General features: G+C 34.5%; 13 protein-coding genes. 2 read left to right on the top strand and 11 right to left on the bottom strand.

The window, feature by feature from the left end; genetic code table 11:
- Positions 1-58: 58 nt before the first annotated feature.
- Positions 59-199: an RAxF-45 family protein gene (locus ACSBO6_RS02335; RefSeq protein WP_286138293.1), complete on the bottom strand. Its 141-nt coding sequence runs from the start codon at positions 197-199 to the stop codon at positions 59-61.
- A gap of 181 nt (positions 200-380) precedes the next feature.
- Between ACSBO6_RS02335 and ACSBO6_RS02330 the strand changes: the two genes are divergently transcribed.
- On the top strand, positions 381-779 hold the full coding sequence (locus ACSBO6_RS02330) for a VOC family protein (RefSeq protein ID WP_098845658.1): 399 nt from the start codon (positions 381-383) through the stop codon (positions 777-779).
- Positions 780-827: 48 nt separating this feature from the next.
- On the opposite strand, the gene map is transcribed toward ACSBO6_RS02330, so the two are convergent.
- From map to ACSBO6_RS02315, 3 genes are all read right to left on the bottom strand, one after another.
- Positions 828-1574: a type I methionyl aminopeptidase gene (gene map, locus ACSBO6_RS02325; protein ID WP_098845657.1), complete on the bottom strand. Its 747-nt coding sequence runs from the start codon at positions 1572-1574 to the stop codon at positions 828-830.
- A gap of 181 nt (positions 1575-1755) precedes the next feature.
- Positions 1756-2166, bottom strand: coding sequence for an NUDIX hydrolase (locus tag ACSBO6_RS02320; protein ID WP_098845656.1), 411 nt, complete (start codon positions 2164-2166; stop codon positions 1756-1758).
- Between the two features lie 461 nt (positions 2167-2627).
- Positions 2628-3641 (bottom strand): S66 family peptidase, encoded by a 1014-nt coding sequence (locus ACSBO6_RS02315; RefSeq protein ID WP_098845655.1) that lies wholly within the window; start codon positions 3639-3641, stop codon positions 2628-2630.
- Positions 3642-3801: 160 nt separating this feature from the next.
- Between ACSBO6_RS02315 and ACSBO6_RS02310 the strand changes: the two genes are divergently transcribed.
- Positions 3802-4626, top strand: coding sequence for a COG4705 family protein (locus ACSBO6_RS02310; protein WP_286138288.1), 825 nt, complete (start codon positions 3802-3804; stop codon positions 4624-4626).
- Positions 4627-4697: 71 nt separating this feature from the next.
- On the opposite strand, the gene ytaF is transcribed toward ACSBO6_RS02310, so the two are convergent.
- The 7 genes from ytaF to ACSBO6_RS02275 all read right to left on the bottom strand — a co-directional run bounded on the left by ytaF (position 4698) and on the right by ACSBO6_RS02275 (position 12014).
- The gene (gene ytaF, locus ACSBO6_RS02305) at positions 4698-5342 is read right to left on the bottom strand and encodes a sporulation membrane protein YtaF (RefSeq protein ID WP_098845654.1); all 645 of its coding nucleotides are present in this window, start codon (positions 5340-5342) and stop codon (positions 4698-4700) included.
- Between the two features lie 197 nt (positions 5343-5539).
- Entirely contained in the window at positions 5540-6241 is a 702-nt protein-coding gene (tatC, locus tag ACSBO6_RS02300; RefSeq protein ID WP_286138287.1) for a twin-arginine translocase subunit TatC, read from the bottom strand.
- A 268-nt stretch (positions 6242-6509) separates the two neighbouring features.
- A complete protein-coding gene (locus tag ACSBO6_RS02295) occupies positions 6510-7340 on the bottom strand; it encodes an ABC transporter ATP-binding protein (protein ID WP_098845653.1) in 831 nt (276 codons plus the stop codon).
- 91 nt (positions 7341-7431) lie between these two features.
- Complete coding sequence (locus ACSBO6_RS02290) at positions 7432-8478, bottom strand: FecCD family ABC transporter permease (protein WP_098845652.1); 1047 nt, start codon at positions 8476-8478, stop codon at positions 7432-7434.
- Positions 8479-8522: 44 nt separating this feature from the next.
- Complete coding sequence (locus tag ACSBO6_RS02285; RefSeq protein WP_498844643.1) at positions 8523-9584, bottom strand: FecCD family ABC transporter permease; 1062 nt, start codon at positions 9582-9584, stop codon at positions 8523-8525.
- Between the two features lie 13 nt (positions 9585-9597).
- Positions 9598-10593: an iron-siderophore ABC transporter substrate-binding protein gene (locus ACSBO6_RS02280; protein WP_498844095.1), complete on the bottom strand. Its 996-nt coding sequence runs from the start codon at positions 10591-10593 to the stop codon at positions 9598-9600.
- Between the two features lie 341 nt (positions 10594-10934).
- Entirely contained in the window at positions 10935-12014 is a 1080-nt protein-coding gene (locus ACSBO6_RS02275; protein WP_498844094.1) for a toxic anion resistance protein, read from the bottom strand.
- Between the last annotated feature and the right edge of the window lie 5 nt (positions 12015-12019).

Here is a 12019-nt window from a genome sequence, read left to right as displayed (position 1 = left end):
CTAAAGAACCCATCCATGGCTTAAATAATGACTTAAATAGAAGTGTGCAATCACACGATTATTTTATCAAATGAAGTCGTAGGAAAGAGTACGTTTTCGTTTTATTTTGTGTTGTTAAATTGTTAAAAATGGACAGACCTATCCCGTTAACAACTAAAAACGCAAATTTTGCACGACAATAATATAAGAACTCTATCATTTGTGCGCAAACCATTTGAAAACGTAACATCTTTTCTACACCTCCTTTTCGAACTTAAATTTATTTAAATTATAAAATATTTTAACTTTTAGCACAATACCTATTCTATTTGGCTATACTTAAAACTGTGAGTTATTGTTCGCAATTCATACATAAATATTCAAAGAAAAGAGGAAAAAAAGTGAAAAAAATTTTACCTCATATTTACGTTGAAAACTGTAAAGAAGAACTGGAGTATTATAAACAAATCTTTGGAGGAGAAATAAAAAACACACAAACCGGCGATGGTATGGAAATGTTTAAAGGGCAAGAAGGAAAATACATACACGCAGAATTACATATCAATGAAAACTGTGTCATATATTTCGCAGATGCTTTTAGACCATTAATAAAAGGTGACAATATTTGGACAATGCTAGACATGAGTTCTGAAGAGGAAATTAAAACAATTTATGAAAAGTTATCTAAAGATGGAGAAATTCATATGGAACTTCAAGACACATTTTGGAATGCTAGATTTGCTGTTGTAAAAGATAGAAATGGATTTATTTGGGAATTAAATTATTCTAAGCAAGTGTAACTGGAAAATAAAAAGCGAAGAACTAAAATTCTTCGCTTTTCCAATTTCTTAAATCTGAGTTAAAATGATTGGTTCACCTTTTGTTACAACAATTGTATGTTCGCATTGGGCAACTAAACTCTTATCTGGCGTCACAAATGTCCAGCCATCGCCTGACTCGATAATGTGGTCTGCATTTGCAGAGATAAATGGCTCTACTGCTAAAACAAGACCGTCCTTTAATAAGGCTTTATCCATTGGATCAAAATAGCTTAATATATGTTGTGGGCTTTCGTGAAGGCTTCTTCCAATACCGTGGCCAGTTAGGTTTTCAATGACATTTAAACCGTTTTTACTTGCTTCATTATATACTGCTCTGCCAATCTGGTTTTGTTTTGAACCTGCTTTTGTTTTTTTCATTGCAGCCCAAAATGCATCTTCTGCAACTTTGCAAAGCTTCTCTTTTAATAGATCACCTTTCCCAACTACGAAAGAGATTCCAGTGTCTGCATAATATCCATCTAATGCTGCTGATACATCGACATTCACTAAATCGCCATCTTGAAGTACTCTGTCACCTGGAATTCCATGAGCCACTTCTTCATTAACACTAATACAAGTTGTGCCAGGAAAATCATACTCTTTTTGTGGGGCAGAAGTTGCACCATGCTCCTCTAAAACTTGTCTACCGATTTCATCTAATTCTTTTGTTGTCATTCCAACGACAGCTCTTGCCTTCATTTCTTCTCTTGCTAACGCTACGATACGGCCTATCTTTCTTAAAGCTTCTAATTCTTGTTCATTCTTGATAATCATTTTATTGCTCCTGATTCTATTTAATAATTTGTCTTTCTTTTATTATGCCATAATATTACTATGTTATAGTCTTTTAAGCACTTATACAAGACAAAAAAGGTGGGATTAAAGGCAGGGGATAATGGGACTATAACAATTTTAAGGGAGTAAGGCACTTTGTAATCACTCTAGTTTCTAAAAATTATCCTTGAAATGTATAAGGAACAGATGAAGCTAATAATTTTTCGATACCAGCTTTATGATATGGCATTAATTCATTTGCTGTTTGAAGATCAATCCATTTAACTTGTAGAATTTCCTCTTCATGTGAAATGACTAAATCGCCACCGATTATTTTTGCACTAAATGTAAATAAAATGGCATGATGTCCTCTTTCAGGAAAAAAAGCTTCATTAATCGCGATAATATTCCCTATTTCCACTACTAATCCAGTTTCCTCAAACGCCTCTCTTACCGCTGCTTGTTTTAACGTTTCATTTTCTTCAACAGCACCACCAGGCAATGTCCAAACTTCATTTTCATTTTGTACCATTAAGACATTTTTAGTTACTTCATCATAGATCAGCGTATAAACCACATTAACTTTTTTCAATTTGGCACCTCTACTTCCTTAATATGATTCGTATCATTTAAAAAACGGATAAATCTTCCTCTATCACTAATTTTTTATGTATAAAGAAGAACCGGAACTTTCTGATGGGTATGTCCTTTACACAAAAGTCATGGTAGGTATATTCATAGTGGTTGTTACAATAATGGCACTTGTTTTCTTTTTTTAAATTTTTAATAAAAGATAAGTTTTCTTCTATAAAAAACGCTTTGTGTAATGTAGTATATTCCATTTCTTTATTTAACTCATACTATACATCTTCTATTTTTACAGCGCTCGTCCAATATTCCTGAGCAATTTTCAAACCGGACTGCTAATTTCATTTGCACTAAGAATCTCTTGGATTGAGGAAAGTACAAGTTGTCATTTTCGTATTCACACACTTCTTTCTTCTAGACCACATTAAAAAGCGTTCTTTTATAAAAAACGCTTTTTGTCTTGAATTATATAAAAGTCTCTACAATCTTACCTTTTCCACTATTTACTTCTACTTCTGCAAATGCACCATTAATTAAAGTAATTTGAGGTGGTACATGCCCACAATCAATATCGTATATAACTGGTATTTCTAATTCTTCATATAGCTCATTATATACATCTTCAATTGTATAATTATCTACAGCTTGATTTGCTGCACTACGTCCAAATAATATTCCTGAGCAATTTTCAAACCATCCTGCTAGTTTCATCTGCACTAGCGATCTTCTTAAATCTGTTGTATTCAATTCACAATTCTCGAAATACCAAATGATTGGATCTTCTTTAATGTATTTACTTTTAAATGAGCGTACATCTCCATAAGGTGTTCCGACAAGATGTCTAATTACATCAATACATCCACCTAGCAATCTACCTTTGATTTTCTCATCTTTATTCGAAGTAGTTTTCCATTTTGTTTTTTCGGATAAATGAAATACATATGGTGTTGGATTTCCGTGTTGCCATTTTGCTTGGAACAATTCGGAAGAGGTTTGAGTGATCGAGTCACCGGATTTAGTTGCTAACACCTTCTGCCACATAGCTGTTGTGTCATCGGAATATTCTCCTCTTAAATCGATTAAATTCGATCCATGTGCAGTAGCAATTCCGGTTGTTAATGTAAATGCTAATAATATAATACTTGTATCAGAATAGCCTAAAATCCATTTCTCTTTATAATTTTCAAATACTAATTGATCAAGAATCTCGATAGCAAGCTCCCCACCCCACGGCGGAAAAATGAAATCTATTTTCTCATCTTTCATCATTTGATTTAACTCATTTGCACGTTTGTTAGCATTTGCTGATTTTGCTTTCTCCTGTGTCCAAACAACTTCTCCACACTCTACTTTATATCCGTCTCTTTCCATGCGGTTTATGGACTGCTTCAACAATTCATGGTACTGCTCTTTTAGGCCTGATGATGGTGCAGTCACTCCGATCGTTGCACCACTTTTTAAAACTGGATACTTAATCATTTTATCACCCATTTTCTTTTAATTGATTCTAATAGATTACGATGGGATATACAACAAGAATTTCTAAATTATGGATTTTGCTAAATTACATGTCATTTTTCATTTTACTTTCATAAACCTTGTTTACATTATATTTAAATTCAGTAAGGAGGATTATGAAGTGGAATCAATTGAACAAAAACATATAAATAAGAAAATAAGTCCACCAATAGAAAATATGTTAAAAAAAGTTCCAGAAGTTACAATATTTTTCTGGATTACTAAGTTATTGACAACTGGTATGGGTGAAGTGTTTTCCGATTATATCGTGAAAACTTTAACGCCAGTAATAGGTGTTGCAGTAGCATTAATTGTCCTAATTCTGTCTTTAATATTACAGTTTAAAGTTCGTAAATACGTACCTAGTATTTATTGGTTAGTTGTTGTAATGATTAGTGTATTTGGTACCGTAGCAGCTGACGTTGTACACGTTGGTCTTGGTATTCCATATGTGATATCAACGGTATTTTTTGCAGTCTCGTTGGCAATTATTTTTATGATTTGGTATAAGATGGAGAAAACTCTTTCTATCCACAGCATTTACACACGACACCGAGAGATTTTATATTGGTCAGTTGTTATGGGAACATTCGCTTTAGGAACTGCTGCTGGTGACATGACTGCATCAACAATGCATTTAGGCTATTTTTCATCAGGTATTCTGTTCACGGCTTTATTAGCAATACCGGTTATTGGAAGAAAGTTCTTCAAGCTAAATGAAATTTTCTCATTTTGGTTTGCTTATATTATGACAAGACCAGTTGGAGCATCATTTTCGGATTGGAGCTCTGTATCTCAAAAGCACGGAGGACTTGGATATGGTGGTGGGCCTGTTACACTAGTACTTTCAATTATCATTATCATTCTAGTTGGATATCTTTCAATTTCAAAAAAAGATGTGCAAAATGAAAATGATGTTGATGCATCAAAATCTACAATCGCATAATATTTTACTAAAAGTAAAAAGCTGATGTTGAACTATTTACATCAGCTTTTTTCATGATCTAAATTAATTTATCAAACTAGATTGTGGATCGCAATCAAGACCAATATAATTCCACTAATAATAGAGCTAAATTGTCCAAGCGACCATCCACCGATTTTCACATTGGCGACTTTCTTTCCTAAAAGGACGCCTAACCAAATCGCTAAAAAGCTAAAAATACTGGCTGCTATCGATATTGCAAATGGTGAAAGTCCAATTAATCCAACACCTAAGCCGTTCGTTAGTGCATTCATTGAAACAGCAGTCCCTAAAATGATTGCTTCAAAACTACTTATGTCTCCTGAATGGTCAACATCGGCTTTCTCCGGTGAACTTAAATAAATTGTAATATTATTTGAAACTGATTCTTCTCCATCATTATTTATTATGTTCTGTTTATCCTTTCTTGGAAAAGTAAGCAGAACGATTCTAAGTCCAATTACTAGTAAAAAAAATGCACCGATTACATTGGACAGTGTTCCCGGGAATACTTTTGAAATAAATTGCCCTGAAACAATACCTACTTCACTGAAAATAAACGCTATGATTGAAATTATTAAATTCGCTAATAAACCAACCTTTATTCCTCGAATTCCATAAGTTATTCCTACTCCAAAATTATCAATACTAGATGAAAAGGCAAGAAATAAAACAGTAATCCAAATTGAATAATGCATAGTATATGCTCCTTACTTCATCTTTTTCCGACAAAAGTTTTTTGTCTAGCTTTTTATAACCTATGAAGAATCTATGATTATTCAACTTGTTCAAAGTTTAAAAATTTACTAATAAAAAGTTTTGGAGAGTATAGATATTTTAATAAACTTCATACAAATGCTTTGAAACCAAAATAGGTAAATGAGCTTTTACTCATTTACCCCTTTTTTCTATATACTGATTTAGATGTTAATATACTTAGTTCATATAATAATATTAACGGAATCGAGACAGAAATATGTGAAATAAAGTCTGGTGGTGAAATACAACACGCAACGATTACTAAGATAAAATATGCATACTTTCTCACTTTCTGTAAATATCTAGGCTTCACTACGCCGATTTTTGTTAAGAACATGATTACAACTGGCATATCAAAAAATGCAGCAAAGGGAACAACTAGATTAAAAAGAAAAGAGAAATACTTTTCAACTGTGTAGTTTTGTTCAAGCAATCCTTGTCCCATAATTGTTAGGAATCTAAGGATATTAGGAAAAACAAAGTAATAGCCAATCACTAATCCTAAAACAAACAGCAAAAATAATGCGGGTATATAAAATCCAATCCCTTTTTGTTCGGAAGGATGTAAACCCGGTCTAACAAATAACCAAGTTTGCCAAGTTGCAATTGGGATCGTAAAAACAGCAGCAAAAACGGCAGAAATCGAAAAATAGACCCATAATATATCCCCAGGACTAAGTACAACTAGTTTATATGTTAAATCCCTTGTTAAGAATTTATAAATTGGTTCTACATAAACGAGCCCAATTATAAATAGAACAATAAAAGTAACTGCTGTAATGATAATTCTTTTACGCAGTTCCTCAAGATGATCGACTACTTCCATTTCTTTTTTCATATGAATTCTCCACTTTGCCATTTACTAGAACAATTGTATAAAATACTTTCTCATCCCACATTATTATTTCAAACAAATACAATTTGTTCAAATAAGAATTTTTTAATAAAAAACATGGTTAAAAGATTCGATGACTTAATGAGCGATAACTCAATAGGATGAAGTTAACTAGATAAATTATCTAAACAAAAAATCACTAACAAAAAAATAAGTGATGTTTTTATTTTCACTTATTTTTTTATTAGTGATATTAAACGAAAATCACAAGTTAGCTATTCTTACCTAATGGAACGACCAGTGGTGTATTGGCAATCGGATCATCTATGATTATGCACTTTAAACCGAAGACTTCTTCAACTAGTTTAGCAGTGATAATCTCGCGAGGGTCTCCTTGTGCAATCACCTGGCCATCCTTCATAGCGATAATATTATCTGCATATCTCGCAGCATGATTCAAATCATGTAAAACAGCAACTAATGTATTCCCTTGTATATTTAGATCTTTAAATAGCTCTAATAAATCAATTTGATGAGCAATATCAAGGTAAGTCGTTGGTTCATCAAGAAGGAGCATTGGTGTTTGTTGAGCAAGTACCATTGCAACCCAAACTCTTTGTCTTTGTCCACCAGATAGTTCGTCTACGTATCGATGTGACAAATCGCTCGTATTTGTAAGCTCCATCGCAGACATTACTGCTTTTTCATCTTCATCAGTCCATTGTCTTATAAGACTCTGATACGGATATCGGCCATGTGCGATCAAATTCGCTACCGTTATACCGTCTGGTGCGGTTGAAGATTGTGGTAACAGTCCTAGTTTACGAGCTACTTCCTTTGACTTATAAGATGTAATAGCTTTTCCATCTAGTAATATTTGCCCTTTTGATGGCTTTAACAGATTTGAAAGTGTTCGAAGTAAGGTTGATTTCCCACATCCATTTGGACCAACAATGACTGTAAATGATCCATCTGGAATTTGTACTGAAAGGTTTCTCGATATTACCCGATTATCATATTTGATTGTAATATTTTCTGTCCAAAGCCTAGACTCTGTTTGAATGGTCTTTTGGCTTTGAATGTCTGCCGCTGTTAACTTCATAATTCATTTTCAACTTCTTTCAATCAGAATATCGTAATACATGAAACCTTCTCGTGAGAAAGGTCCTAAAGCTTGTACATTTTTATTTCATTTAAGCTGCTGATCGAGCTTGACGGAATAATAGCCAGACTAGGTATATTCCACCTAATGATAAAGTTACCACACCTACTGGAAAAATTGTTCCTGGAATTACTCTTTGTGCAAGAACATCCGCCCCTAGTAAAAGAAACGCTCCCATCATCGCTGCAGGTAAAATACTCTCTTCTGATTTAGTAATACGTTTAGCGATTTGCGGTGCAACAAGTGCTACAAAACTAACTGGACCTATTACTGCTGTAGGAGCAGCCGTCAATGCAACTGCAATAAGAATCAGTAATAGTTGAGAACGTTCAATCCGAACACCATGAGATTTTGCCGTGTCCATGCCGAACTCCATTTCACGCAATGGTCTGTTCATTATTCCAGCACAAATAATGAGAATAATGACGGCAATTGCGGGAAGAACTACTTGTTTCCAATCAATCCCATTTAGTGATCCAACTCCCCAAGCTGCCGCAGTTAACGCAACCTCTGCATCACTTTTAATAAGAAGCATCGAATTGATACTGCCTAAGATTGCTGAAACGGCTATTCCAACGATAATTAGGCGAAAATTCTGCGTTCCTTTTCGGAAAGCAAGCAAATAAATAAGGAGAGCCGTTGTGAATCCACCGATCAAAGCTCCACCAGCTATATTAATGTAAGAAGTCGACTTAGCGACAAGAAGCACAATAAGTGCTCCAGTATAAGAGCCTGAAGTAAAACCAATGATATCAGGAGACCCTAATGGATTCCGAGTTATTGATTGAAAGATCATTCCACTTATTGCTAAACCTGCTCCAAATATAATCGCAGCTACCACTCGTGGTAAACGCCATTCGACCACAACAGTTCTCGTCATCCCTGTCGCTTGGCCAATTAAAGCAGAAAAAACTTCGTGAACACTTAATTTCAGTGTGCCTACCATTAATGCAAACATTGCAATTGCAATCGTGGCCATAAGAAGGATTGCCACAACAATCATGCTCCTCACATCAATTCGCGCCTTTACTGGCCATTTCAGTTGTAGATAGTGCCTACCATAATTAATGGGGCGCATATTATTCACTCCTTCTTACATTCAAACCTATGCCACAAATCATTTTATAATCCACTCGCTTTACGTCTACGAACAAGAATTAGTAGAATCGGTGCACCAACTAGTCCCGTGATAATCCCTACTGGAACTTCCGAAGGCAACAATACAACTCTACCAATAATATCTGAAAGGATGAGGATGATTGGTGCTGCTACTATTGAGTATAGAAAAATCCAAAATTGGTCTGGGCCGACAAACCATCGTACACAATGTGGCACCATTAAACCAATAAAACCAATTGGTCCAGCTATCGCAGTTGCCCCGCCAGCTAATAGTGTGATTGCAATCAAACCTATTGCGCGAGTCACACCAACATTTACTCCTAAAGAAGATGCACGATCATCTCCGAAGGCAATCGCGTTTAATGCAGGAGTAATGACAAATGCTAATAATGCACCAATGATTAAAATGGGTAGAACAAGCCAAAGGTCATCAAGACTTCTCCTAGCTAATGTCCCAACACTCCAGTTCAACATTCGTGCAAAGGCCTTACTATTTATTAATGTCAATGAAGTCGTAATCCCACTCAAAGTGGCACCAAGTGCTACCCCAGCAAGTGTAATTTGTACAGGTGTAGGAGCCTTTTTACCAGCTCCTCCACTTATAACATATACTGCAATTGTCGCAATTAATGCACCAATAAGTGCAAACCACATATAATCAGACATCGATGTAACAGAAAATACACCAACTCCTATCGCAACTGCGAAGGCTGCTCCAGCATTTACGCCTAAAATACCGGGGTCGGCTAATGGATTTCTAGTCAGTACTTGGATTAAAGCTCCAGCTAGTCCGAATGCAGGACCAACAATTAGTGCAATAATTGTTCTTGGTATCCTTGTATTATGAATGATTGTGTGGTCATAGCTATTGTTTGGTGAAAACAACGCATCCCATACTTCACCAAAAGGTATGGATTTTGCACCGATCATCAAACTCATGAACACTACAGCTACCAAAAGTAATAGTGCTACGATGAAGCCAAAAAATCGTTGCAATCGCATCGAAGTAATTGTCTTTGTATTTTCCCCAACTACTTGAGTCGTTTTGTTTTTTGGTTGCTTCATCGCTGTCACTGTCTTACTCCCCGCCTTCTAATGCTTTTTTAAACTGTTGTGGTAAATTATCGATTGCCCATAATAATGCAGGTACCGTTCCTGTTGAGAATGCGTTTGATGAATTTGTATCAAGAATAATTGATCTTCCATCAGCTACAGATGGGATTTTCTGATAAAGTTTATTGTTTGTTATCTCTTTTGGATCAACAAAAATAGGTAAAATAATCGTTAAATCAGCATTTAATAGATCTAACTTTTCATCAGCAACTTTAATATAGAAATTACCTTTAGCTAATTTTTCAATCTCTTCCTTGTTTTTGAATCCAAGTCGCGTTACAAAATCAACACGAGAATCGCCTTTTACGTAAGCACCAAAACCTGAAGAATCATAAGCACCAACAGCAACCGTTTTACCTGCAAATTCAGGATTTGCCTTAGCCGCTTTATCAAATGCCACATCTACATCCTTAAGTAATTCTTCACCTTTATCAACTTTACCAAGGGCTTGTGCAATCATTCGCACTTGGTCTGTAGTAGTCGTTAAATAATTATCTCCACCTTCAGGAACCCCGACAGTTGGAGCGATTTCTGAAAGGCGTTTGTATCGTTCTTCATCTCCTGAAGATTTTACATCGAGAATTAAATCTGGTTTAAGAGAAGCAATTTTCTCATAATCAAGTTCCATTGTCCCTAGAATAGTTGGTGATTTTTTATATGCACCTTTTAACCAAGGTCCTACACCGTCACCACCAAAAGCAAGCCAATCACTTGCACCAATTGGTTCAACCCCAAGACTTAGGGCCGTCTCTGCATCGCCCCAACCTAGAGCAACAACACGTTTCGGATGCCCTATGATCTCCACTTTTCCGAATTTAGTATCAACTGTTACACCAGATTCACTTGAAGACTTTTCACCAGACTTTTTACCTGAATCTGATGAACAGCCAACTAGACCAATCAATAAAAATAAAGACATGATAATCCCAAGTAATTTGGGTATTTTGATATTTTTAATCATTTCGTTCTCTCCTTAATTAACACTGAAGTTGATAATCATTTTCAATCATTAATTATACTAAAGCGACATTTAATGTTCAATAGAATTCCATCATTGTTACAGAACTTTCAGAATTATTCACTTATCAGCTTAAATAGTGTCGCAAATCGAATCTTCCAATTCTTTACAACACTATGTACTATAGCATTAACTTTTTAATTTATCTCATTATATTATAATAACATTTTTTGAAAATAAAAGAATCAAAATTTGCTAAAACTGCTCCCCGATTATCTAAACTATCATTAAATATAAACAAAAGTCAGTAGCATTGTTTAAGCCACTGACTTTAACCTATATCATTACTTCCCTTGCTTAAGTTTAATGAAGTTTTCTTGCAGCTGCTCTAAACGCAGTTTACCTTGTTCACGTTGAATTTTATTTTCTTCTTCAATCGCTTTCGTTTCTTGCATACCCTTCATAATGATATTCCAAGTTTCTTCCATCGTCTCAATCTTAATGCTAGGTGATCCTGATAATCTAGCAATATCCACACTTTGCTGTGAAATGGTATTGGCATTACGTAATAATAATTCGTTTGTTCTCTTATCTAATTCATTCATTGATTGAGCTACTAAATTTTGTCTTTTAGCTGCTATCGCATTAATTAATGCAGTTTTAAAAATTGGAATAGTTGTTACAAATGCAGAGTTAATTTTACCAATTAATTTCGTATTACCACGTTGTAATAAACGAATTTGCGGAGCCGATTGATAAGCAACTTGTTTTGCCATTTCTAAATCATAAGTACGTTGCTCAAGTAACTCGATTGCATTTTTTAAGGAATCTAACTCCATCATGGCAAGTTGATTACCTGATCCAGCTCTTTCAGTTAAAGTAGGAAGCTGTGTTTTCAACTCTTCTACTTTCATTTCTGCAGCTACAATATATTTTTCTAACTCCAGATAATAGGCTACGTTTTGCTCATAAAGTTGTTCTAATGTATTTGTAGATGTTTTCATTTCGTGTTCATATTTTGTAATTTCTACATACACTTTATCAATTTCAGTACCCATTGACTGATATTTATCAAATAATTTATCAATTAACTTTTGACCACGATTAAAAATTTTAGAAAGAAAACCTTTTTCTTCAGCAAAATCTTTTGCATCAAAGCGGTCCATAATTTTACCTAATTGTTTTAATAAAACACTAGATTCTTCCATACTTGAAGCCTTAATTGTATTTAAAATTTTACCTGAAAAGGTAGAAATTTCAGTTGCAGGTTCTTTCCCATACTCCAATAATGCGATTTGATTTTTATGGTCAATTGAACTTGCTAAACGATGTACCTCAGGTTCATTTCTTAATTGCAATTTCATATCATTTGCATTCAAAATTTCATCTTGCTTTTCTAAACTAGTCAGTGTATTTATAGACATTTTTA

The organism is Bacillus sp. AL-1R (genome assembly GCF_052180195.1).
Taxonomy (GTDB): domain Bacteria; phylum Bacillota; class Bacilli; order Bacillales; family Bacillaceae_G; genus Gottfriedia.
This window is presented reverse-complemented; position numbering and strand designations above follow the sequence as displayed.

Bases quoted from the DNA above. Each gene is read 5' to 3' on its own strand.
- ACSBO6_RS02275 (WP_498844094.1), bottom strand. From the start codon at position 12,014: ATGTCTATAAATACACTGACTAGTTTAGAAAAGCAAGATGAAATTTTG.
- ACSBO6_RS02315 (WP_098845655.1), bottom strand. From the start codon at position 3,641: ATGATTAAGTATCCAGTTTTAAAAAGTGGTGCAACGATCGGAGTGACT.
- map (WP_098845657.1), bottom strand. From the start codon at position 1,574: ATGATTATCAAGAATGAACAAGAATTAGAAGCTTTAAGAAAGATAGGC.
- ACSBO6_RS02335 (WP_286138293.1), bottom strand. From the start codon at position 199: ATGATAGAGTTCTTATATTATTGTCGTGCAAAATTTGCGTTTTTAGTT.
- ytaF (WP_098845654.1), bottom strand. From the start codon at position 5,342: ATGCATTATTCAATTTGGATTACTGTTTTATTTCTTGCCTTTTCATCT.
- ACSBO6_RS02290 (WP_098845652.1), bottom strand. From the start codon at position 8,478: ATGCGCCCCATTAATTATGGTAGGCACTATCTACAACTGAAATGGCCA.
- ACSBO6_RS02295 (WP_098845653.1), bottom strand. From the start codon at position 7,340: ATGAAGTTAACAGCGGCAGACATTCAAAGCCAAAAGACCATTCAAACA.
- ACSBO6_RS02280 (WP_498844095.1), bottom strand. From the start codon at position 10,593: ATGATTAAAAATATCAAAATACCCAAATTACTTGGGATTATCATGTCT.
- tatC (WP_286138287.1), bottom strand. From the start codon at position 6,241: ATGAAAAAAGAAATGGAAGTAGTCGATCATCTTGAGGAACTGCGTAAA.
- ACSBO6_RS02285 (WP_498844643.1), bottom strand. From the start codon at position 9,584: ATGAAGCAACCAAAAAACAAAACGACTCAAGTAGTTGGGGAAAATACA.